General features: G+C 70.7%; 19 protein-coding genes. 9 read left to right on the forward strand and 10 right to left on the reverse strand.

Features of this window, described 5'->3' with window-relative positions:
* Positions 1-41: 41 nt before the first annotated feature.
* Positions 42-473, reverse strand: a complete 432-nt coding sequence (locus AMYBE_RS0115850; RefSeq protein WP_020660372.1) for a winged helix-turn-helix transcriptional regulator — start codon at positions 471-473, stop codon at positions 42-44.
* Between the two features lie 114 nt (positions 474-587).
* Between AMYBE_RS0115850 and AMYBE_RS0115855 the strand changes: the two genes are divergently transcribed.
* Entirely contained in the window at positions 588-2045 is a 1458-nt protein-coding gene (locus AMYBE_RS0115855; protein ID WP_020660373.1) for an MFS transporter, read from the forward strand.
* Positions 2046-2138: 93 nt separating this feature from the next.
* Here the strand turns inward: AMYBE_RS0115855 and AMYBE_RS0115860 are convergent, their stop codons facing one another.
* Positions 2139-2582 carry an SRPBCC family protein gene (locus AMYBE_RS0115860; RefSeq protein ID WP_020660374.1) on the reverse strand — a complete coding sequence of 148 codons (444 nt, stop codon included), beginning with the start codon at positions 2580-2582 and terminating at the stop codon, positions 2139-2141.
* A 169-nt stretch (positions 2583-2751) separates the two neighbouring features.
* Here AMYBE_RS0115860 and AMYBE_RS0115865 point away from each other — a divergent pair, with 169 nt between their 5' ends.
* Positions 2752-3432 carry a fibronectin type III domain-containing protein gene (locus tag AMYBE_RS0115865; protein WP_020660375.1) on the forward strand — a complete coding sequence of 227 codons (681 nt, stop codon included), beginning with the start codon at positions 2752-2754 and terminating at the stop codon, positions 3430-3432.
* Between the two features lie 102 nt (positions 3433-3534).
* On the opposite strand, the gene uvrA is transcribed toward AMYBE_RS0115865, so the two are convergent.
* Both uvrA and AMYBE_RS0115875 read right to left on the reverse strand, forming a co-directional pair.
* Positions 3535-6396: an excinuclease ABC subunit UvrA gene (gene uvrA / locus AMYBE_RS0115870; protein WP_020660376.1), complete on the reverse strand. Its 2862-nt coding sequence runs from the start codon at positions 6394-6396 to the stop codon at positions 3535-3537.
* A gap of 381 nt (positions 6397-6777) precedes the next feature.
* Positions 6778-7608: a YwqG family protein gene (locus AMYBE_RS0115875; RefSeq protein ID WP_020660377.1), complete on the reverse strand. Its 831-nt coding sequence runs from the start codon at positions 7606-7608 to the stop codon at positions 6778-6780.
* An 83-nt stretch (positions 7609-7691) separates the two neighbouring features.
* On the opposite strand from AMYBE_RS0115875, the gene AMYBE_RS0115880 reads away from it, so the two are divergent.
* Complete coding sequence (locus AMYBE_RS0115880) at positions 7692-8369, forward strand: MBL fold metallo-hydrolase (RefSeq protein ID WP_020660378.1); 678 nt, start codon at positions 7692-7694, stop codon at positions 8367-8369.
* Positions 8370-9093: 724 nt separating this feature from the next.
* Here AMYBE_RS0115880 and AMYBE_RS0115885 read toward each other — a convergent pair.
* Entirely contained in the window at positions 9094-10215 is a 1122-nt protein-coding gene (locus AMYBE_RS0115885) for a hypothetical protein (RefSeq protein ID WP_020660379.1), read from the reverse strand.
* A 160-nt stretch (positions 10216-10375) separates the two neighbouring features.
* Here AMYBE_RS0115885 and AMYBE_RS41765 point away from each other — a divergent pair, with 160 nt between their 5' ends.
* The gene (locus tag AMYBE_RS41765) at positions 10376-11029 is read left to right on the forward strand and encodes a hypothetical protein (protein WP_020660380.1); all 654 of its coding nucleotides are present in this window, start codon (positions 10376-10378) and stop codon (positions 11027-11029) included.
* Positions 11030-11079: 50 nt separating this feature from the next.
* Here AMYBE_RS41765 and AMYBE_RS0115895 read toward each other — a convergent pair whose 3' ends face one another.
* Positions 11080-11868 carry a DUF1684 domain-containing protein gene (locus tag AMYBE_RS0115895; RefSeq protein ID WP_020660381.1) on the reverse strand — a complete coding sequence of 263 codons (789 nt, stop codon included), beginning with the start codon at positions 11866-11868 and terminating at the stop codon, positions 11080-11082.
* Between the two features lie 66 nt (positions 11869-11934).
* Between AMYBE_RS0115895 and rnhA the strand changes: the two genes are divergently transcribed.
* From rnhA to AMYBE_RS0115910, 3 genes are all read left to right on the forward strand, one after another.
* Complete coding sequence (rnhA, locus tag AMYBE_RS0115900; protein WP_051124714.1) at positions 11935-12438, forward strand: ribonuclease HI; 504 nt, start codon at positions 11935-11937, stop codon at positions 12436-12438.
* Between the two features lie 63 nt (positions 12439-12501).
* Positions 12502-12876, forward strand: a complete 375-nt coding sequence (locus AMYBE_RS0115905) for a YchJ family protein (RefSeq protein WP_020660383.1) — start codon at positions 12502-12504, stop codon at positions 12874-12876.
* Between the two features lie 138 nt (positions 12877-13014).
* Entirely contained in the window at positions 13015-15675 is a 2661-nt protein-coding gene (locus tag AMYBE_RS0115910; protein WP_027927695.1) for a glycoside hydrolase family 2 protein, read from the forward strand.
* A gap of 71 nt (positions 15676-15746) precedes the next feature.
* On the opposite strand, the gene AMYBE_RS0115915 is transcribed toward AMYBE_RS0115910, so the two are convergent.
* Positions 15747-17156 carry a carboxylesterase/lipase family protein gene (locus AMYBE_RS0115915; RefSeq protein ID WP_020660385.1) on the reverse strand — a complete coding sequence of 470 codons (1410 nt, stop codon included), beginning with the start codon at positions 17154-17156 and terminating at the stop codon, positions 15747-15749.
* Between the two features lie 62 nt (positions 17157-17218).
* On the opposite strand from AMYBE_RS0115915, the gene AMYBE_RS0115920 reads away from it, so the two are divergent.
* Positions 17219-19096, forward strand: a complete 1878-nt coding sequence (locus AMYBE_RS0115920; protein ID WP_020660386.1) for a Na+/H+ antiporter — start codon at positions 17219-17221, stop codon at positions 19094-19096.
* A 22-nt stretch (positions 19097-19118) separates the two neighbouring features.
* Entirely contained in the window at positions 19119-19805 is a 687-nt protein-coding gene (locus tag AMYBE_RS0115925; RefSeq protein ID WP_020660387.1) for a histidine phosphatase family protein, read from the forward strand.
* On the opposite strand, the gene AMYBE_RS0115930 is transcribed toward AMYBE_RS0115925, so the two are convergent.
* The 3 genes from AMYBE_RS0115930 to AMYBE_RS0115940 all read right to left on the reverse strand — a co-directional run bounded on the left by AMYBE_RS0115930 (position 19781) and on the right by AMYBE_RS0115940 (position 21958).
* A complete protein-coding gene (locus AMYBE_RS0115930; RefSeq protein WP_020660388.1) occupies positions 19781-20554 on the reverse strand; it encodes an ABC transporter permease in 774 nt (257 codons plus the stop codon). The genes AMYBE_RS0115925 and AMYBE_RS0115930 overlap by 25 nt on opposite strands.
* Before the next feature lie 336 nt (positions 20555-20890).
* Positions 20891-21361 (reverse strand): MmpS family transport accessory protein, encoded by a 471-nt coding sequence (locus tag AMYBE_RS0115935; protein WP_020660389.1) that lies wholly within the window; start codon positions 21359-21361, stop codon positions 20891-20893.
* Positions 21362-21559: 198 nt separating this feature from the next.
* On the reverse strand, positions 21560-21958 hold the full coding sequence (locus tag AMYBE_RS0115940; RefSeq protein ID WP_020660390.1) for an NUDIX hydrolase: 399 nt from the start codon (positions 21956-21958) through the stop codon (positions 21560-21562).
* Between the last annotated feature and the right edge of the window lie 2 nt (positions 21959-21960).

Genomic DNA, 21960 nt, shown 5'->3' on the forward strand with positions numbered 1-21960 from the left:
TTTCCCGGCCCCCGTTCTCTTGGACGGGGGCCGGTTTTCGTTCACTCGCCGGATTTCGGCGCCTTCGCGACGTCGCACGCACCGCGCCCGTCGTAGTCCTGCCGGGACACCGCGATCGCCTCGCGGTGCCGCTCCGCCCAGTCGACCAGCCCGGACAGCGAGTCGTACAGCTCGCGCGCCATCGCGGTCGCCTCGTACTCGACCCGCGGCGGGACCGTCGGATACACCGTGCGGTGCAGCAGGCCGTCGCGTTCCAGGTTGCGCAAGGTGAGCGTGAGCATCCGGCGGCTGATGCCCGGCACCGCCCGCTCCAGCTCGGTGAACCGCACCGGCCCGCGCGTCGCCTCCAGCAGGATCCCGATCACCCACTTGCCGCTGATCCGGTTCACGACCTCCATCACCGTGCACACGGCGAATTTCGCCGGGTCGAAGTCCGTGGCCTGGTCGGTCACAGCGGTGTTCCCCTGGGACATGAAAGTGCCTCCTTCCGCACCGCTCCATGGTCACACATGATGAGCACTGTTACAAGAGATGCACTGGCCACGACCAGCGCAAACTCGCTCATTACGTGATCTGGAGGACCGGTAATGCCCGAAACTGCCCGGCATCGGGGCGCGGCGCTCGCGGTGCTGTCCGCCGCCTCGCTGATGGTGGTGCTCGACAGCTCCATCGTCGCGGTCGCCCTGCCGGTGATCAAAACCGACCTCGGCTTCAGCGCGCCCGGGCTCGCCTGGGTGGTCAACGCCTACCTCGTCGCCTTCGGCGGCCTGCTCCTGTTCTCCGGCCGCCTCGGCGACCTGGCCGGCCGCCGCCGGGTGTTCCTGACCGGCGTCGTCGTGTTCACCGCGGCATCGCTGGCCGCCGGCCTCTCCCCGAACGCCGCCACCCTGGTCATCGCACGGTTCGCGCAGGGCGTGGGCGGCGCACTCGCGTCCGCGGTCGTCCTGGGCATGATCGTGACGCTCTATCCGGAACCGCGCGCCCGAATCCGCGCGCTCGGCGTGTACAGCTTCACCCAGGCCGCGGGCGCGTCGATCGGCTTGGTCGCCGGCGGCGCGCTGACCCAGGGCCTCGACTGGCACTGGACCTTCTACCTCAACCTGCCGATCGGCGTCGCGGCGCTGCTCCTGACCCCGTTGGTCATCGCGTCGGACCAGGGGCTGGGCCTGCGCACCGGTGTCGACGTGCTCGGCGCGCTCCTGGTCACCGGCGGGATCATGCTGCTGGTGCTGGGCATCGTGCAGACCGGCGACGCAGGCTGGTCGTTCCGGACGATCGGCGCCCTCGCGTTGGCCGCGGCGCTGCTGGCAGCGTTCGTTCTCCGCCAGGCGCGAACCAAGACCCCGCTGCTGCCGCTGCGCCTGTTCCGGATCCGCGCGATCAGCGGTGCGAACCTGACCATGGTCGTGATGGTCGCCGGATTCCTCGGCTTCCAGTTCGTCACCGCGCTGTATCTGCAGCAAGTGCTCGGTTTCGACGCGCTGACAACGGGTTTCGCCTTCGTGCCGACTCCGGTCGTGATCGCGACCTTCTCGCTGGGCCTGGCGAACTGGCTCAACACCCGCTTCTCGCCGCGCGCGGTGCTCGTGACCGGTCTGGTGACCACCTCGGCCGCGTTCCTGTACCTGACCCAAGTCCAGACCGGCGGTGGCTACGCCTTGCACGTCCTCCCGTCGCTGGTGCTGATGGGCGCGGGTGCGGGGATGGCGATCCCGGCTTTGATGGGGCTGGCGATGTCCCACGCGACCTCCAGCGATTCGGGCGTGACGTCCGGGATGATCACGACCACGCAGCAGGTCGGCGGAGCGATCGGCACCGCATTGCTGGCCGCGGTGGCCGCGACACGCACGACTGACCTGCTCGCCGCCGGTGCCGCGGAGAAGGAGGCACTGGCCTCCGGCTTCCGGGTCGCCTACGGCTACAGCGCCGGACTGACCGCCCTCGCCGCGGTCATCGCGGCAGTCGCGTTGAGCCGCCGATCCGTGCCCGCTGCCCCTTCCCCAGCTGCCGAAGCCCCTGCCGGACAACCCGATCCGGCCCGGTAGCCAGGCGTCTGCAGCGGCCGCGCGGTGAACGGTCCGGACCGCCCGTTCAGCCCCGTCGAGCAGCCCAGCTGGTCTGCTCGACGGGGCTGGCCCCTACTTCGCGAGGTAGGCCGCCAGCCCGTGCTGTCCCCGGCGCATCATCCATGCGTGGTTGGCGCGGAAGAACGGCCGGGCGACCGCGTCAAGCCGGCGCAGCAACGCTTTCCGCGCACTGACTTCCTGGACGATTTCCAGCCGGGTCCCGCCTGCCTCGGGCAGGAGCGATCCGGCGAGCGTCCCGTCCAGGTCGCCGCTCAACCGGACCCGGACCCGCCCGGAGGCCAGGTCTTCCACTTCCCGCCGCATCGCGACGACGATCCGGTACGGCAGACGGGACTGGCAGACCACCTGCGCGGTGTCGGGAGTGAGCTGGCGGACCGACCGGACGTCCGGCCACCAGCGGGGGTAGGACTCGAGGTCGACGATCGCATCGAACACCCGCGTCGGCGAAGTTTCGGGCAGCCACCAGACGCTCCGGAACTGGTACAAGCCGCTCATGGTGCTTCCCCCTCCCGCCGGTGGCTTCCAGCCTCCGCCGTGGCCGGGATCGCGGCAAGCCGCGCCGGCTGCCGTTCACCGGGACAGCCGCTTGTCGATCTTCGGCAGCTGTTCCTATGCTGGCCCGCACCCTGGGTACGCCGCCGCCTGGACTGTCCGGAGGCTCGCTGTGCCCGTTTCACCTCGTCGCCCGGCTTCGCTGGCCTTCGCCGCGCTCGCTTCGGCGACGCTGGTCTTCGCCACGAGCTGTGGCACGTCAGCAGCCCCGCGTCCGCCGGCTGCCCCGGCATTCACCGCGACCCTCACGACTCCGACCGACGTCGTCCTGCACTGGCCGACCGACCCGGCCGCGGCGGGCTACCTGCTCGAATACGCGAATGCCGCCGAGGGCCCGTGGACCGCGCTGCAGTACCTCCCGCCCGGCCAAACGTCGTACACGCACCCGAACCTGATCCCGGAAACGCCGTTCTACTACCGCGTACGCTCCTTCACCGGCCCGGTCTCCACGGTCACGACCGTCGGCGCACCGCACGCCCGGCACCCCGGCACCGCGGCCCCGGTCGCTGTCGGACAGGCCGGCTCCGCCCCCGGCGACCTCGCCGCGACGGCCGCCGCGGACCAGAATGTCCAGTTCTCCTGGACCGACCATTCGACGGACGAGGCCGGATTCCTGCTGGAGATCCGCCGGCCCGGCACCTCGGACTTCGCACCGGTGGAGGTCACCGACCCGAACGCGACCCAGTGCGCCCTGTCGCTCCTGCCTGGCGAGCAGGGCTCGGCTTTCCGGCTTCGGGCGCTGGCATACGGCCCGCTGTCGGCGGTGGTGGAACGCACGACCGGGAAGGGCTGACCCGGCGACCGCCAGCTTCGAGCCGTACGTCTCTCGGGGCCGCTGTCGCGCCGGGGATCAGGGCCGCGGCCCGGCCGGGCCATCCCGCCGCACCGCCCCCGCTCAGCCCTGCTTCAGTACCTCCGCCAGGAACTCCCCGGTGTAGCTGCCCTCGGTCGCCGCCACGTCTTCCGGCGTGCCTTCGGCGATCACCGTGCCTCCGCCGGACCCGCCTTCGGGGCCCATGTCGACAACCCAGTCGGAGGTCTTGATGACGTCGAGGTTGTGCTCGATGACGATCACCGTGTTGCCCTTGTCCACCAAGCCGTTGATCACGCCGATCAGCTTGCTGATGTCCTCGAAGTGCAGTCCGGTGGTCGGCTCGTCGAGGATGTAGACGGTCTTGCCGGTGGAGCGCTTCTGCAGTTCGCTCGCCAGCTTCACGCGCTGCGCCTCGCCACCGGACAGGGTCGGGGCCGGCTGGCCCAGTCGGACGTAGCCGAGGCCGACGTCGACCAGGGTCTGCAGGTGGCGGTGGATCGCCTTGATCGGCTCGAAGAACTCGGCGGCCTCCTCGATCGGCATGTCCAGCACGTCGGACACCGTCTTGCCCTTGTAGTGCACTTCGAGCGTCTCCCGGTTGTACCGGGCGCCCTTGCACACCTCGCACGGGACGTAGACGTCCGGCAGGAAGTTCATCTCGATCTTGATTGTGCCGTCGCCGGCGCACGCTTCGCAGCGGCCGCCCTTGACGTTGAACGAGAACCGGCCCTGCTGGTAGCCGCGGACCTTCGCTTCGGTGGTCGCCGCGAACAGTTTGCGCACGTGGTCCCACACGCCGGTGTAGGTGGCCGCGTTCGAGCGCGGGGTGCGGCCGATCGGCGACTGGTCGACGCGGACCAGCTTGTCCACGTTGCCGAGCCCGTTGATCCGGGTGTGCCGGCCGGGGACCTGGCGCGCGCCGTTCAGCTTGTTCGCCAGCACCTGCGCCAGGATGTCGTTGACCAGGGTCGACTTGCCCGATCCGGACACCCCGGTGACCGACACCAGGCAGCCGAGCGGGAATGACACGTCGATGCCGCGCAGGTTGTGCTCGCGCGCGCCGACCACGGTCAGCTGCCGCTTCTTGTCGACCGGCCGCCGGATCGCCGGGATCTCGATGCGGCGGCGCCCGGACAGGTACGCGCCGGTGATCGAGTCCTTGCTCTTCAGGAGCTTCTTGTACGGGCCGCTGTGCACGATGTGGCCGCCGTGCTCGCCCGCGCCCGGGCCGATGTCGACCACCCAGTCGCTGGCCCGGATGGTGTCCTCGTCGTGCTCGACGACGATCAGCGTGTTGCCCAGGTTGCGCAGCCGGGTGAGCGTCTCGATCAGCCGGTGGTTGTCCCGCTGGTGCAGGCCGATCGACGGCTCGTCCAGCACGTACAGCACGCCGACCAGGCCGGAGCCGATCTGGGTGGCCAGCCGGATCCGCTGCGCCTCGCCGCCGGACAGGGTGCCGGACGCGCGGTCCAGCGACAGGTAGGTGAGGCCGACGTCGAGCAGGAAGCGCAGCCGGGCCTGGATCTCCTTCAGCACCGCGCCGGCGATCATCGCCTCGCGCGGCCCGAGCACCAGCTCGTCCAGGAACGCCGACGCCTCCGCGATGGACAGCGCGCAGACTTCGGCGATCGACCGGTCGCCCTGCGTCGCGTGCTCGAGCGTGACCGCGAGGATCTCCGGCTTGAGCCGGGTGCCCTGGCAGGCCGGGCACGGGACCTCGCGCATGTAGCCCTCGTACCGCTCGCGCATGTACTCCGAGTCGGTCTGCTCCAGGCGCCGCTCCAGGAACGGGATGACGCCCTCGAAGGCCGCGTAGTACGAGCGCTGCCGGCCGTACCGGTTGCGGTAGCGGACGTGCACCTGCTCGTCGATGCCGTGCAGCACCGCCTTCTGCACCTTCGCCGGCAGCCGCCGCCACGGCGTGTCCATCCGGAAGCCGATCGCCTCGGACAGCGATTCCAGCAGCCGCAGGAAATAGTCGGCGCTCTGGCCGCCCGCCCACGGCGCGATCGCTCCGTCGGCCAGCGACAGCTCGTCGTCCGGCACCACGAGCTCCGGGTCGACCTCCTTGCGGATACCGATGCCGGTGCATTCCGGGCACGCGCCGTAGGGAGAGTTGAACGAGAACGAGCGCGGCTCGAGGTCCTCGATCGCCAGCGGGTGGCCGTTGGGGCAGGCGAGGTTCTCGGAGAAGCCGCGCACCCGGTGCGGGTCGTGCTCCTCCAGATCGACGAACTCCAGCTCGACCAGGCCGTCGGCCAGCCGCAGCGCGGTCTCCACCGAGTCGGTGAGCCGCGGCCGCGCGCTCGTCTTGACCGCGAGCCGGTCGATGACCACGCCGATCTGGTGCTTTTCCTGCTTCTTCAGCTTCGGCGGGTCGGTGAGCGGGTGCACCGTGCCGTCGACGACCACGCGCGCGTAGCCCTGCTGCTGCAGATTCTGGAACAGGTCGAGGTATTCGCCCTTGCGCCCGCGCACGACCGGCGCGAGCACCTGGAACCGGGTGCCCTCGGCCATCGCGAGCACCTGGTCGACGATCTGCTGCGGCGTCTGCTTGCTGATCGCCTCGCCGCACGTCGGGCAGTGCGCCTTGCCCGCGCGGGCGTAGAGCAGCCGCAGGTAGTCGTAGACCTCGGTGATGGTGCCGACCGTCGAGCGCGGGTTGCGCGAGGTGGACTTCTGGTCGATCGACACCGCGGGAGAGAGGCCCTCGATGAAGTCGACGTCGGGCTTGTCCATCTGCCCGAGGAACTGCCGGGCATACGCCGACAGCGATTCCACGTACCGGCGCTGCCCCTCGGCGAAGATCGTGTCGAACGCGAGACTCGACTTGCCCGACCCGGACAGGCCGGTGAACACGATCATGCTGTCGCGCGGCAGGTCGAGATCGACTCCGCGGAGATTGTGCTCGCGCGCTCCGCGAACAACGAGGCGATCAGCCACGCCTACGTCCCTTCCCTTGTTCTGCTCGGTGGCCCGCCGGGGATCCGGTTCCGACAGGTGCGCCCAGGGTAGGGACGACCACCGACAAAAACCGGACCGCACGTATTCTGCCTGGGCTTTTCCGCTCTCCGGAGGCCGGGGGAAGCGGCCTGCGGCGGGTCGCCGGGGCGCTGTCTGCGGCCCCGCGCGGCGGAGCGGGTGCGCGGGCGGTCCCAGCTCCACGATACAGGTGCGCCGAGGCCGTCCGGCCCCGGTGCGCGGCCCGGGAAACCGGCCGGCGAGCGGCGTTTTCCGCGGAGCCGCCGCCGGGAACGGCGGCGAACGGGAACCGGGCGGGCCCCGCCGCACGGCGGCACGGCCGCGGCGGATCGCCGCTGACGCTCAGCCGCTCTGCATGACGCACCGGACCCGGTCGAAGCGGCCCGCGGCGAGGTCGTCGTCGCGGATCAGCCAGTACAGGATGCCGACGTCGCCCCACGTCATGCCCGCGTCGCCGTCGCTGTCGATCTGGGCGAGCAGGACCCAGCGGAGCGCTTCGTCGGCGTAGGCCGAGTCTTCGGATCCGTCCGGCAGGACCGCGAGGGCGACCTCGTCTTCCGGTGGGCCCTGGACCGGCCACGAGCAGCCCCCGATCTGGTGATACGGCGCGACCGCGGACTCCCGGAGGAGGTCGAAGAACTCCTCCGACCAGTTGTCCGGGTCGGTGAGCGGGCGCCCGTCGCGGGCCAGCGTGCGGCGCAGCACCTCGTGTTCGGAACCCGGGAAGGTGCCGGTGACGTTCGCGGACAGGTCCAGCCTCGGATAAGCCTCGACGCCCTCCGGTGCGGTGCGTTCGGCGGTCTCGGCGCCGGCCGGGACGCCGAGCACCGCCCCGAGAGACGTCAGATCGACCGGGCCTTCGGCCTCGAACCAGTCGTCGCAGTAAAAGAACAGCAACGACCCGCCGGCGGGCAGCTCGATCCCGCCCGGGACTCGCGGCAGCGCCGCGCAATCGACCGAGGCGACGAAGTTCATCGGCAGCTCGCCTCGCCACCTCGGCCATTCCGCGCCGGCAGGCAGCTCCGGGCTCCCGCCGAGCTGCCCGGCGCGCGCGCCGGCGCCGCCCGTGGTCAGCCGCACCGCGGGCCGGTACACCGTTTCCCACGCCTCGGCCACGTCCGGCGGCAGGTTCTCGCGCGCGAGCTTGACGAGCGGGTCGCTCCAGGAAGGCATGCGGACATCTTGACAGCCGGCACCGACAAAAACGGCGCACGCGAACTGCGGCGCGCTGGACGGCCCGGCTACCGTGGGGACTCGTGAACATCGCCGACACCTACACCGGACACGTCGAACCGGGCGGCGACGCCGCCCGGCGCACGCTGCCCGGGCTCACCATCACCAAGCTCTCCGTTGGCCCGATGGACAACAACGCGTACCTGCTCGTCTGCCGCGCGCAGAACGAGGCGCTGCTCATCGACGCCGCCAACGACCCGGATCGCATCTCCGACCTGATCGGCCACGGCCCGGACCGGCCCGCGCTGCGCACCGTCGTGACGACGCACCAGCACGGCGACCACTGGCAGGCGCTCGGCGCGGTCGCCGGGGCGAACGGCGCGAACACCGCCGCGCACCCGCTCGACGCCGGCCCGCTGCCCATCCCGCCGGACTTCCTCGTCGAAAACGGTGACACGCTGAAGGTCGGCGAGGCGACGCTGGAAGTGATCCACCTGCGCGGCCACACGCCGGGCTCGATCGCGCTGCTCTACCGCGACCCGTCCGGCCCGCCGCACCTGTTCACCGGCGATTCGCTGTTCCCGGGCGGGGTCGGCAAGACCGCGTCGCCGGAAGACTTCGCCTCGCTGCTGGACGACGTCGAGGCACGGATCTTCGACGTGCTGCCGGACGAGACGTGGTTCTACCCGGGCCACGGCGACGATTCGACGCTGGGCGCGGAGCGGCCGAAGCTCAAGGAGTGGCGCGAACGCGGCTGGTGAGCCCGAGGCCGGAACAGTCCAGTGGAAAGCGGCCATGGACTCGTCCGGACTCTGCCGCCCCGCGAAAAGCCTGGGACGTGGTGTAGTGCTGCGGCTGGCCGAAGCACTACACCACCAGCGCGGGCATCTTGGGCGATGCTCGCCGCCTTCGGCGGCAACCGCCGGGTGCCCGCCGTCCTACACAACCGGCCATCCGTCGCCAGCGAGATCGAGAACGCTTTAAAACGCCATTCGGCGATGCGCCCGGCGCGGGCGTTACCTGCACTTTCGCCGGAAGACGGCTGACCGTGGATGCCTGGGCGGCCAGTTTTGCGGTCTGTCCGTGAAGGGCCCCTTGAGGGAATCCAAGTCCCTCAAGGGGCCCTTCACGGACAAACCAGCGGCGCGTTCGGCGCGCGCCAGTGCGTTGCCGATCGACGTCGAGGACGGTCTCGCCGCGTTCGCCGAGGCCGAGAACGAGCGCGCGACAAAGCGGGAATCCGTGCTTGCTCGGCTTACCGGATCGGTCGAGGCCGCGCGCGGTTGGCATGGCTCGGTCTGGACGCTCAGCTGGTCAGCCCGCGGCCGCGCGATGAGCCGCGTCGAGTACGCCGGGCTCTCTCGCGCGATCGGGGTGAAGCGGGGCGAGTTCTCCCGGCACGCGCGCGGCGAGCTCGACGTCGGGACGGAGGCACTCCCCGAACCAGGCCGCGATTGGCTGCCGCCCGCGGACGCCGCCAGACCGTCACCGCCGCCGGCGAAACAGTCCCCGGCGTTTCGGCGGGGCCAAGACGTCCGCGATTCCTTGCAGGAAAGCGTTCTCGTCCACCGGCACCTGTTCCTGCCGAGGCACGTAGCCGCTCGCCAGCCACTCCCCCAGCAGCGCTGTCCGCCCGTCGCCCCCGCCGTCGTTCGCCAGCGTGAAGAAGCGGCAGACGGACGAGCCGGCGGGGAGCACGACGGCCGCGAAATAGGATTCGGCGGGTTCGATCACACCGGCGAAAGCGACCAGAAGCAGTTCGTGCCCGGCGATTTCCGCCAGCCGGCCATGCGGGACGTCCAGCGGCCGGCGCAGCTCGGCTGGCAGGTAGCCGCCGATATCCGCCCAGCCCTTCGCCAGGAATTCGTTGGGGGTCTGGTTTCCCTTCTGCATCCCGGAGAGCAGGAGGGCGCCGTAGTCCAGGGCGGCCGATCCCAGCACCCGGGTCACGAACACGAAATTGTGCGGATCCGGCGGCACTGACGGGTCGTCGACCAGCGGGCCGTCCGTCGCGTCAGCGGCTACCTCGGCGGACGGCCGGAAGCGGATCTCGTCGCCCTGCTGAACCGTCAACTGGGTCATTTCTCCGCGCTGCCACAGGTAAACGTGCGGCGACAGTTCGCGCGGCCCTTGGGTGAACAACCCCGCCGCGCGTTCGGCCACCCCGGTGAGCGTGCCGTAGGACCCCTCTTCCTGCGGGAAGAACAGCACATGCCGGTCAGTGGGAATGGCGCACACCAAACCCCCGGCTGGCACTTCCTTTCCGGTCAGTTTCCGATAGAGCTGGTCGAAAACGAGCACTTGGCTGGCAATGGAACCGGATTCCCCGGACAGCAGGTGGAACGCGCCGCCGTCGGCGATGTGCACGATTTCGTGCCGCTCGACCGGTAGCGCGGCCAGATTCCGTTCCGCCTGTTCCAGCGGGGTGCCCAGCGAATCGTCGATCGACCGGTTCAGGTACGCCTCGTCCACTTCCGCGTCCGGCGGCACCTCGACGGTGATCACGGCATACAGACCGGGTGCGAATTCCGGCACGGCGGCGTCGCCGGCGGCCAGAAATTCCTCGGGGACGAGCCGGAGCATCAACTGCCCGTGTGCCGCTGCCATCCGCCCTGCTTTCCGTTCGTTTCGTCCCGGTCGACCGGGATGCTACGGAACATCCCCGACTTTGTGAGGGGAATTCGGCCGTCCTCGCGCGCGGAGTATTGCCGGGAGCGGCCGGAGCCGGTACGACACACGAAGGTCAACTTCGGATTCGGGAGACGGCATGACAGGTCAGGTGTGGTCGCGGCGGACACTGCTCGGCGGCGCGGCGGGCGGTGCGGCGCTCTTCGTGGCCGGCTGCGCGTCCGGCCAGGGGGCCCGGGCCGCCGCCGCGCCGGCGCCGGGCGCGCGGGTGATGATCATCCGGCACGGCGAAAAGCCGGACGGCTCCGGCGGGCCGCAGGGCATCGACGTGAACGGCAACGCCGACTCGCATTCGCTCACCGTCCGCGGCTGGACCCGGGCCGGCGCGCTGGTCGAACTGTTCGACCCGTCGACCGGCGCGCTCCGCGACGGCTTGGCGCGCCCGACCGCCGTTTACGCCGCGGGCGGGAGCGGCGGCGAGGGCACCCGGCCGCGCGAGACCGCGACGCCGCTGGCCGAGCGACTGGGCAAGCAGCTCGACACGACCTACGCGAAAGGCAGCGAGTCCCAGCTCGCCGCGGAGGTCTCGCGCCGGTCCGAGCCCACGCTGATCAGCTGGCAGCACGAGGAAATCCCGGCGCTGGCGGCCGCGTTCGGCGCGCCCGCGCCCCAGCGGTGGCCGGACGACCGGTTCGATCTCGTCTGGGTGCTCACCCCGGCCGGGTCCGGCTGGACCTTGACCCAGGTGCCGCAACTGCTGCTCGCCGGCGACCGCCCCGACCCGATCAAGTGACCGGTCGGCCGGTGCGTCCGCCCAGTACGCACCGGCCGCCGGGAGCGACGTCAGTCCCGCCGCTCGTACGGCACCTTCTCCCCGGCTTCCACCGGGAACGGCAGGTGGTTCCCGGCCGGCGGCAACGGGCAGGTCGCGAAGTCGGTAAACGCGCACGGCAGGTTGACGGCACGGTTGAAGTCCAGCGTCACGGTGCCGTCCGCGTCCGGTTCGGACACCGGCAGCGAACGGTTGGCGGCGTACGTGGTCACGCCGCTGGTCTCGTCGGTGAAAAGAATGCTGAACCCGCTCCCCTTGCCGTTGAACGCGGTCAGCGTGTGCTGCGCGCCGTCGCGCTCGAAGACGACCTGACCCGGCGCGGTGTAGACGTGCGACAGGCCCTCCACCACCGCACCGACCGTCGTCGGCCGCGGCTCGCCGAACGCTTCGAACCTGCCCGTCAGCACCCAGGAGGGGTCCGGCGCGTAGGACGGCACCCCGTGGAACCCGTGCAGCACCGGCGCTTTCGGGTCGTGCACGCGGATCAGGTAGCCGGACCGCCGCGCCACCTCGATCTCCACCGCCCCGGCGGTGACCCGGGTGCCCGCCCCGCTGTTCACCAGCTCGAACCGGCGGACGCCGGTGAGCGGCTCGCCCTCGTGCCGGAGCTCGCCGCCGTCCGGGTCGACGTAGGCCGCTTCGGCGTCCTGCCACCAGCGCCCGGGCAGCCCGGGGTAGGTCCGCGGCGCGTCCTCCAGCCAGTCCAGCGACACCAGCGCCAGCCAGCCGTACGGATCGGCCAGCGTCTTCTCCCGCTCGGCCTTCCAGTCCCGCCAAGCTTGCGCGAACTCCACCGTCATCTCCGGCCCCTTCCGCTCGTCTGCCAAGCCCAACGCCAGCCTCGGCATGGCATTCCGGCTCCCACCATGCGAAACGGTAAGGTCGCCCGGGTGGCGGAGCAGACGGAGCAAGCCGTGGAGATCTACACCGACGGCGCGTGCAGCGGCAATCCCGGCCCCGGCGGCTGGGGCGCGCTGTTGCGCTACGGCAAGCACGAGCGCGAGCTGTACGGCGCGGAGGACGCCGTCACCACGAACAACCGCATGGAGTTGATGGCGCCGATCCGCGCGCTGGAGAGCCTCACCCGCGCCGCGGTGGTGAAGATCTACACCGACAGCACCTATGTCCGCAACGGCGTCATGCAGTGGATGCCGCGCTGGAAGAAGAACGGCTGGCAGACCCAGGCGAAGCAGCCGGTCAAGAACGCCGACCTGTGGCAGCGCCTCGACGAGGCCGGGCAGCGGCACGAGGTCGAATGGCTGTGGGTCAAGGGGCACGCCGGGCTGCCGGAGAACGAACGCGCCGACAAGCTCGCAGTGAAGGGTGCGCAGGAAGCCGCGAAGGCCGGGATCCGCCGGGCGCGCGGCTAGCCGGCTGCGGGCAGTCCGCCGCCTGGGTGCGGGCAGCGACCGCGCTGGAGACAGAATCAGTGCGTGACCAACCCTTGCCCGTGCGGGCTGCCCGAGCCGTACGCCGCCTGTTGCGGCCGGTTCCACCGCGGCGACCAGCACGCCCCCACCGCCGAACTCCTGATGCGCTCCCGCTACTGCGCGTTCGCCGTCGGCGAGCCCGAGTACCTGCTCGCCACCTGGCATCCGGACACCCGGCCGATGCGGCTGCGGCTCGACCCTGCCCAGGAATGGACCCGGCTGGAGATCCTCGGCCGCACCGGCGGCACGCTGCTGCAGAACGAGGGCACCGTCGAGTTCCGCGCGCACTACCGCTACCGCGGCCAGGGCGAGGCGCAGTACGAGAACAGCCGGTTCGTCCGCGAGGACGGGCGCTGGTACTACGTCGGCACGGTCTGAAGCGGGCCGCGGCGAAAATCGGACGAAAAGACCGGGCCGAAGTCTGTTCCCGGACGCCCCGGGCGGCTACGATCACCGGCAATCGTTAAGTAAGTTTACAAACAATCGCCGCCGCCAGGAGCCCGAGGAGGACCGCTCGTGACCCCACGCCGGCCAAGAATCCCCGGACGGCTGCTAGCCGTCGCCGCCTTGACCGCCGCGTTGATCCCCGCGGTGGCCGGTGCCGCCTCGGCCGGGCCGCAGCCCGGCGAGGAGACGATCCCCGGCTACCTCATCCAGTCCTCGGCCAAGGTGCCCGACGACTCCGCGGTGTCCAAGCCGGGCTTCGACACCCAAGGCTGGTACCCGGTCGGCTCGCAGTCCACGGTGTACGCCGGGCTGCTCGCCAACGGCCGCTACTCCGACCCGTTCTACTCCACGAACATGAAGAACGTGCCGGCCGCGGACTTCAAGGTGCCGTGGTGGTACCGCGCCGATCTCAAGGTCGCCGACGCGTCGCAACGGACCTACCTCGACGTCAGCGGGGTTCTCTCGAAGGCCGACATCTGGGTCAACGGCACCCGGGTGGCCACCAAGGACGAGGTCAACGGCCCCTACACGAACCACGACCTGGACGTCACCGCGCAGGTGCACGAGGGCGTCAACAACGTCGCGTTCAAGGTCTACCCGAACGACCCGAACAACGACCTGTCGATGGGCTGGATCGACTGGGCGCAGACCCCGCCGGACCAGAACATGGGCCTGGCGCGCGACATCGTCGTCCGGCACAGCGGGCCGGTCGCGCTGCGCGGCGCGCACGTCGTCACGAAACTGAACGTGCCCGCGCTCGACCACGCCGACCTCACCGTCAAGGCCGACGTCCGCAACGACTCGAACGCCGCGGTCCGCACCACGGTGTCAGGCACCGTCTCGGGCCGTCCGGTGAGCCAGGACGTTTCGCTGGCCGCGCACGAGAAGAAGACCGTCACCTTCCCGGTGATCGGCGTCCACAAGCCGCAGGTGTGGTGGCCGGCCGGCCTGGGCGGCCAGCCGATGCAGCAACTCGACCTCACCGCGAGCGTGGGCGGCACGCCGTCCGACGCGAGCCGCTCCAGCTTCGGCATCCGCGATGTCAAGGCGACGCTGAACTCCAGCGGCGGACGGCAGTACACGATCAACGGCAAGCCGCTGATGATCAAGGGCGGCGGCTGGTCCCCCGACTTGCTGCTGCGCTGGGACGCGGGCCGCGCGGCGGACAAGCTCGCCTACGTCAAGAACCTCGGCCTCAACACCGTCCGGCTGGAAGGCCACATCGAGCCGGACGCCTTCTTCGACCTCGCCGACCGGATGGGCGTGCTGACCATGCCCGGCTGGGAATGCTGCGACAAGTGGGAAGGCCAGGTCAACGGCGACGAGAAGGGCGAGCCGTGGACTGAGAAGGACTACCCGATCGCCAAGGCGTCGATGACCGCCGAGGCCGAGCGGCTGCGCGACCACCCGAGCGTGCTCTCCTTCCACATCGGCAGCGACTTCGCGCCGGACGCGCGGATCGAAAAGGGCTACCTCGACGCGCTGAAGGCGGCCGACTGGCCGGCCGGCATCGTCTCGGCGGCCTCGGACAAGGCGTCGCCGCAGCTGGGCAAGTCCGGCATGAAGATGAACGGCCCGTACGACTACGTGCCGCCGAACTACTGGTACGACAAGGCGCACAAGGACGCGGGCGGCGCCTGGAGCTTCAACTCCGAGACCAGCGCCGGGCCGGACATCCCGACGATGGACACGCTCAAGCGGATGATGTCGCCGGCCGAGCTGGAAACGCTCTGGAAGGACCCCGCCGCGCCGCAGTACCACCGCTCCGAATCGGAGACCTTCGCCGGGCTGAAGCTCTTCGGCGACGCACTGGCCGCCCGGTACGGCAAGCCGACCAGCCTCGAGGACTTCGTCCGCAAGGCACAGCTGGCGCAGTACGAGAACGTCCGCGCGGAGTTCGAATCGCACGCCCGCAATTTCACGGACAAGTCGAACCCGTCCACCGGGCTCATCTACTGGATGCTCAACAGCGGCTGGACCTCGCTGCACTGGCAGCTGTTCGACGCGTATATGGACCAGAACGGCTCGTACTTCGGGGCCCAGAAGGCGAACGAGCCGCTGCACATCCAGTACTCGTACGACACGAAGTCGGCCGAGGTGGTCAACTCCACCGGCAAGAAGGCGTCCGGCCTGACCGCCACGGCAGAGCTGTACAACACCGACGGCACGAAGAAGTTCTCCAAGACCGCCAAGGACCTGTCCGTCAACGGCGGCGGCGCGCACGCCAAGGCGCTCGACATCGGTTCGGTCAGCGGGCTCTCGTCCACGTATCTGGCGAAGCTGGTGCTCACCGACTCGTCCGGCAAGGAGGTCAGCCGGAACGTGTATTGGCTGTCCACCAAGGAGGACAAGCTCGACTGGGCGAAGACGGACTGGTACTACACGCCGACCACGGCCAGCGCCGACCTCACGGGCTTGTCGAAGCTGGGCGCGGCGAAGGTGGCCGCCACGGCGACCTCAGTCCCGGGCGCGGACGGCACCACCGTCACCACGGTGAAGCTGACCAACACCTCGTCGGGCAAGACGCCGGCCTTCATGGTCGACACGCACCTGGTGGACGCTGCGGGCAAGCCGGTGCTGCCGGTGACCTGGACGGACAACCAGGTCAGCCTGTGGCCAGGCGAATCGGTGACCGTCACCGCCACCTACCGCACCGCCGACCTGCACGGGTCCGCGCCGTCGGTGCGGGTCGCGGGCTGGAACACCGGGACGCAGACCGTCCGCGGGTAGGCAGCGCAGCACGTCCGTGAAGGGAACTTTGAGGGACTCTGAGTCCCTCAAAGTTCCCTTCACGGCTTTCGTCAGCTCCAGAGCTCCCGCTGCTCGCGGTCCGGATCGGACACGGTGGTGCTGACGTCGTCGAACAGCCGGGTCACCCGGCTCTCCGGCGTGTAGGCGGGCCAGCCCGGGTCGCCGCCCGCGACGAACCGGACCCAGGTTTCGACCATCTCCGTCGCGATCGCCTGCCGCCGCCGCGGGTCCGGGCGGGAGACCGCGAACAGGAACCGCCAGTTCGGGTTGCCGATGTCGTCGAACACGAACGGCAGGTCCAGCCCGTGCACCGCGCCGAGGCCCTTCCCGCGCGGCGCGATTCGCCAGTCCAGCCGGTACATCCACGCGGCGCCGCCCGCCGCGTGCTGGCTCTCCGCGAGCCGGATCGCCGGCAGCCACCAGTCCCCCGCCGTGCGGACCTGGTTCACCAGCTGGTCCTCCGGCCAATCCGGCAGCAGCGGCCGGTACGCCTCGGTCATCTTGGCGATGTCGTCCGGTTCGAGCATGGTGGAGCCGGTGCCGAGCAGCTTCGCGCCGCCGGTTTGCAGCCAGGCGAACAGATCCTGCTCGTCGGCCGTAGTACCGGCGAGGAGGCGGACGTCCCGCGCCGCTCCGGCCGCGATCGCCTCGCCGGGCCGCCGTGGCAGAAGATCGCCGTCGATCACCACGCGGTAGGGCCCCAGCGTGCCCAGCTTCGCGGTAAGACGTTGCTGCGCGGGCAAAATCTCCGCGACCGGCAGAGTGGCGAGGTGCGCGCCGCCGACCTCGGCCAGCATCGCCTCGCCGACCGCTTCCGCTTCGGCCGGCGTGTGGACCACGGAACCGACGCCGGTCCCGCTCTGCACGATCGCCTGCCGGAACAGCCCGCGTGCGGCCGGGACCGCCAGCAGGGTCCCGACCGTGCGGCCGCCGTTGGACTGCCCGGCGAGCGTGACCCGCCGCGGGTCGCCGCCGAACGCGGCGATGTTGTCGCGAACCCACCGCAGAGCCAGCACTTGGTCGTGCAGCGAGAGGTTCCCGTCGGAAACGCCGGGCAGCCGCAGCAGGCCGAGAACCCCGAGCCGGTACCCGACGGTCACCACGACCACGCCCCGCCGGGCGTACGCGGACGCGTCGAACTGATGCGGCGAGCCCATCACGCCTCCGCCGCCGTGGATCCACACCAGCACCGGGTACGAACCGGGCGCGTGCGGCGCGTAGACGTTGACGTGCAGGCAGTCTTCCTCGCCGGTGAAGCGTTTCCCGGTCACTTCCGGCTGAGGCGCCTTCGCGGCGAACTCCGTCGCGTCGCGCAGCCCGGTCCACTCCGCGACCGGGACCGGCGGCCGGAACCGCAACTCCCCGACCGGCGGTTCCGCGAACGGCACCCCCAGGAAAAGCCCGACTCCGTCCCGCACCGCGCCGCGGACAGCACCGGCCCGCGTCTCCACCGTCGTCACGCCCGGCAGCCTAACGCCGGTCCGCGCGGGTGCTGCGCGAGCGCAAGCCGCATGATTGTCCGGTGGAGATCGCAGCGGAATTGGTGGCGCTCGTCCTGACGGTCCTTCTGGTGACCGTCTTCGCGCGCCGGGTGGACTGGTCGGCACCGCTCTGCCTGGTCGCCGTCGGCGTCGCGGCGTCGTTCGTTCCCGGGCTGCCGCACTACGACCTCGACCCGGAAGTCGTCCTGATCGGGCTGCTGCCGCCGTTGCTGTACTCGGCGTCGATCCAGACCTCGCTGGTCGCGTTCCGGAAGCTGCGCGGGCCGATCATGCTGCTGTCGGTCGGGCTGGTGGTGTTCACCGCGCTCGGCGTCGGCGTGGTCGCCTGGCTGGTGGTGCCCGGCTTGCCGCTGGCCGCCGGGATCGCGCTGGGCGCGGTCGTCGCTCCGCCGGACGCGGTGGCGGCCAGCGTGGTCGCGCGCCGGGTCGGCATGCCGCGCAAGCTCGTCCGGCTGCTGGAAGGCGAAAGCCTCTTCAACGACGCCGCCGCGCTGGTCGCGCTGCGAACCGCGATCGCGGCGATCGCGGGCGCCGTCAGCATGTGGCAGGTCGGGCTGGACTTCCTGGTCGCCGCGGTCGGCGGGATCGTGGTCGGCTTCCTGGTCGGGCTGATCGTCACGTATCTGCGGAAGCGGCTGGAGGAGCCGATCACCGACACCGCGCTGTCGTTCGCGGTGCCGTTCGCGGCATACCTGCTCGCCGAGGCGGTGCACGGGTCCGGGGTGCTCGCGGTGGTGGTCACCGGCCTCATCCAGGGCCACCAGGCGCCGCGGATCCAGTCCGGTCCGTCGCGGCTGGCCAGCCGGCTGAACTGGGAGACCGTCCAGTTCCTGCTGGAGAACATGGTCTTCCTGCTGATCGGCCTGCAGGTGCGGCAGATCCTGCACGAGGTCGGCAAGAGCGGCCTCTCCGCCGCGCAGCTGACCGGGATCTGCGCCGCGGTGCTCGCCGCGACCATCCTCACCCGGATGGCCTGGATGGCCGGCATCGGCGTGGTGAAGCGGTTCCTGAACCGTTTCGGGCTGGAACGGGGCAAGGTCTGGCCGTGGCGGTACTCGGCGGTGATCGCCTGGGCCGGGATGCGCGGCGTGGTCACCCTCGCCGCGGCGTTCGTCCTGCCCGCGGACACCCCGCAGCGCGCGGTACTGGTGCTGGCCGCGTTCACCGTGGTAGCCGGGACGCTGGTGGTGCAGGGCATGACGCTGCCGCCGTTGATCCGGCGGCTGCGGCTGCCCCGTCCGGATCCGGCGGAAGACGCGCTGCAGGAAGCCGCGGTGCTGCACGACATGACCCGCGTCGCGCTCGTCAAGCTGGAGGAGCTGCGCCGCCCGGAGGATCCGCCGGAGGTGATCGAGCGGCTGCGCGACCGGCTGCAAGACCGGTCCGACGCCGCGTGGGAGCAGCTCGGCCGGCAGAGCACACTCGCCGAAACGCCGAGCGACGCCTACCGTCGGCTCCGGGTTCAGCTGCTCGACGCCGAGCGCGAGCAGTTCCTGAAAGCGCGCGACGCGGGAACCGCGGACGACCTGGTCTTGCGCCGCGTGCTGGCCCGGCTCGACATCGAAGAATCCATGCTCGACCGCGACGAGGAGGAACCGCCGATGGAAGGCCGTGAGCTCAGCACCCCCGCCGCCACCGCCGGATCGTGCAAGCACCTCAGCCACGAATGGCCGGAGCGCGCACCCAGCTCCCCGGATTCCTGCGCCGAGTGCATCAAGGCCGGGACCACCTGGGTGCACCTGCGGATGTGCCTCAAGTGCGGGAATGTGGCCTGCTGCGACTCTTCGCCCGCCAAGCACGCGTCGCAGCATTTTCACGACACGCTGCACCCGGTGATGCGCAGCTTCGAACCGGGCGAGACCTGGCGGTGGTGCTTCGTGGACAAGCAACTCGGCTGAGCAAGCAGGTTAGGGTCGGGTCATGAGCACCCCCGAGCAGGAAATCGAGTACCGCCAGCACCGCTTCCGCCCGCCGGCCGGCGCCACCGAGATTTTCCTGGTGCGCCACGGCGAATCGATGCCGCAACGGGTCAGCGAGCCGTTCGACCTCGTCAACGGCCAGGCCGACCCCGACCTCGCCCCGGAAGGCCGCGAGCACGCCGCGCGCGTCGGCGAGCGGCTGATGTCGGAACGGATCGACGCGCTCTACGTGACCACGCTGCGCCGCACCGTGCAGACCGCCGCGCCGCTCGCGGAGAAGCTCGGCCTCACTCCGGCGGTCGAGCCTGGCCTGCGCGAGATCCACCTCGGCGAATGGGAGAACGGGCTATTCCGCAAGAACAGCGCCGACGGGCACCCGCTGATCGAGCGGCTGTGGACCGAGCAGCGGTGGAGCGTGCTGCCCGGGGCGGAGGACGACGAAGCGTTCGGCGAGCGGATCCGCGCCGCGCTGACCCGGATCGCCGAAGCGCACCCGGACCAGCGGGTGGCGGTGTTCACCCACGGCGGCGTGATCGGCGAGGTGTTCGCGCAGGCCAGCGCCACGCCCGAGCGGTTCGCGTTCCTCGGCGCGGACAACGGATCGGTGTCGCACCTGGTGATCCACGGCGGCAGGTGGATCATCCGCCGGTTCAACGACACGTCTCACCTGGCCATGCCGCTCGGCTGAGGCCGCGGCTCGGCGCGGCGGATCGCCCCCGCCGCGACGAGCTGCACCGTCACCAGCACCGCGACCGATTCGGCGGCCAGCAGGCTGATCAGCACCAGTACCTGGGTAGTGCCCGCCTGCACCGGGCCCGCGCCGCCGAGCAGCACGCCGACATAAGCGCCCGGCAGCGTCACCAGGCCGACGGTGCGGGTCTGATCGAGCGCCGGGATCAGCGCGTGGCCGGCGGACGGACGGCAGATCTCCAGCGCGGCTTGCCGGGGCAGGAAGCCGAGGGCCAACGCGGCCTCGTACTCGCCGTGCCGCAGCTTGAGCTCGTCCAGCGCGCGACGGGCGGCTTGCGAAGTGGCGGTCATCGAACCGCCGATCACGATGCCGGCGACCGGGACGACGGCGATCGGCTTCGGCGGGACAACCCCGGCGCCGAGCACCAAAGCGAGCACCGGGACCACGCCAGCCGCCAGCGCGAGCGCGACCCAGGCCAGCTGGCGGCGAGCGCCGATCCGACCGGCCGAGGTGACCGCTGCGATGGAGAACATGGCGAGGACGAACAGCCCGGTCAGCCAGTCCGACCGCAGGATGACCGTGATGATCAACGAGACCAGGGCGAGCTGAGCCACCGCCCGCACCGCCGCGACGAGCACTGCCCGGCCCTGGCCCAGCTGGCCGAACCGGACCACCGCCGAGCCCGCGAGCGCCAGCACCGCGAGCACCGCGATGAGGGCGGGGCCGAACCCGATCGCACCGTTCACGACGGTGATCCTGCCGCAGATCCGGCTCTCGCGAGCGCAGCAGCCGCCCTGGCGCGCCCCGGCGCGCTCGCCCCGGGCCAGGGTTCTTCGCTGCATAACCCTGCTCGGGGACTGTCCGTGAAGGGCCCCTTGAGGGACTTGGATTCCGTGAAGGGCCCCCTGAGGGACTCGGATTCCGCGAAGCACCCCCGATGGACTCGGGTTCCGTGAAGCGCCCTGACGGATTTGGGCACAGGCTTCAGCTCCGTCAAGGACCCCATCCCAGATCGAGGTTCCGTGCGAGCCCTCCCGGGCTTCGCCGGGAAAGCGGACCGGCGGTTCCGCGAAGGAGCAGCCTCAGGCGGTGCAGCTGAGCTGGCGGCCGTCCCCGGCCACGGCTTTCTCCGCGACGACGCGCCCGTCGACCCGGATCCGGCATGCCAGCGACCCGGTGCTCTGCGCGACCAGGCTGGTGAACACCGCCTGTCCGGCGGGCACGGACCGCTGCACGGTCGCAGACCAGGGCAGGTGCACTTCGACCTGCTGCTCGAGGTCTCCGCCCTCGGCGACGTAAGTGAGGTTGTGCGCGACATCGTCGCCGGTCAGCTCGTAGACGACGGTCCGGGTGATCTCGTGGACGACCGCCGGTTCGACGGGTGCCGCGGCGGGCGGAGCGGCGCGGCCGGGCGCGGTCTTGGGCATGACGTACCAAGCGACCGTGACCGCCACGGCGATGACGCCGACCACGACCACGACGCTGCCGAGCGGCCGCAGCCGGCCCGGTTCCCCCCGGGCCGTCGTGGACCGGGTCGCGCCAGGAACACCCATGGAGAGGTCTTCTCTTCTCGAGCGCACTTCCCGCGAGTGCGACGTCTGGTTCTTCGCCAGGCGATCACACGGTGTTAGCCAGTTCGGAAAAAACAACCGGTTTTCACCCTGTCGGGGGTAATGCGAGGTCGCACGGCAGTACGGCCAGCACAGACGATGCCGATCACGCCGGCGTTCCCGCCGCAACACCGAAGGCGATCAGTCGACCAGGCCCGCTTCGGACAGCATCCGCAGCACCCGCTGCCCGGCCGGCGGGCACGCTCCGGCGTCCTCGGCGCGCAGCCAGGCGGCCTCGGCGATCTCGGCCGCCGGCTCCGGTTCGCCGGTGTGGTCGGCGGTGTAACAGGTCATCCGCACCCGGCGGCCGTCGGCGAATCCGTCCGCCTGCTCGTCGAGCAACGCGAAGAACCGGAAGCTCAGCGGGTCCAGCGCCACGCCGAGCTCCTCCCGGATCTCCCGGCACAGTCCCGCGACGTCGCCCTCGCCGGGTTCGCGTTTGCCTCCGGGGAGGTAGAACTTGGTCTTGCCGGTGGTCCGGACGGACAGCAGCCGACGGTCGCGGACGTGGACCCAGGCCAGTGCGTCGATCGGGGTCATGG

Source organism: Amycolatopsis benzoatilytica AK 16/65 (assembly GCF_000383915.1).
In the GTDB taxonomy this organism is placed as follows: Bacteria; Actinomycetota; Actinomycetes; order Mycobacteriales; family Pseudonocardiaceae; genus Amycolatopsis; species Amycolatopsis benzoatilytica.

Excerpts from the sequence above, each read along its gene's own strand:
- AMYBE_RS0115850 (WP_020660372.1), bottom strand. The coding sequence starts at position 473 with ATGTCCCAGGGGAACACCGCTGTGACCGACCAGGCCACGGACTTCGAC.
- AMYBE_RS0115855 (WP_020660373.1), top strand. The coding sequence starts at position 588 with ATGCCCGAAACTGCCCGGCATCGGGGCGCGGCGCTCGCGGTGCTGTCC.
- AMYBE_RS0115860 (WP_020660374.1), bottom strand. The coding sequence starts at position 2,582 with ATGAGCGGCTTGTACCAGTTCCGGAGCGTCTGGTGGCTGCCCGAAACT.
- AMYBE_RS0115875 (WP_020660377.1), bottom strand. The coding sequence starts at position 7,608 with ATGCCTTCCTGGAGCGACCCGCTCGTCAAGCTCGCGCGCGAGAACCTG.
- AMYBE_RS0115885 (WP_020660379.1), bottom strand. The coding sequence starts at position 10,215 with ATGGCAGCGGCACACGGGCAGTTGATGCTCCGGCTCGTCCCCGAGGAA.
- AMYBE_RS41765 (WP_020660380.1), top strand. The coding sequence starts at position 10,376 with ATGACAGGTCAGGTGTGGTCGCGGCGGACACTGCTCGGCGGCGCGGCG.
- AMYBE_RS0115895 (WP_020660381.1), bottom strand. The coding sequence starts at position 11,868 with ATGACGGTGGAGTTCGCGCAAGCTTGGCGGGACTGGAAGGCCGAGCGG.
- rnhA (WP_051124714.1), top strand. The coding sequence starts at position 11,935 with ATGCGAAACGGTAAGGTCGCCCGGGTGGCGGAGCAGACGGAGCAAGCC.
- AMYBE_RS0115925 (WP_020660387.1), top strand. The coding sequence starts at position 19,119 with ATGAGCACCCCCGAGCAGGAAATCGAGTACCGCCAGCACCGCTTCCGC.
- AMYBE_RS0115935 (WP_020660389.1), bottom strand. The coding sequence starts at position 21,361 with ATGGGTGTTCCTGGCGCGACCCGGTCCACGACGGCCCGGGGGGAACCG.
- AMYBE_RS0115940 (WP_020660390.1), bottom strand. The coding sequence starts at position 21,958 with ATGACCCCGATCGACGCACTGGCCTGGGTCCACGTCCGCGACCGTCGG.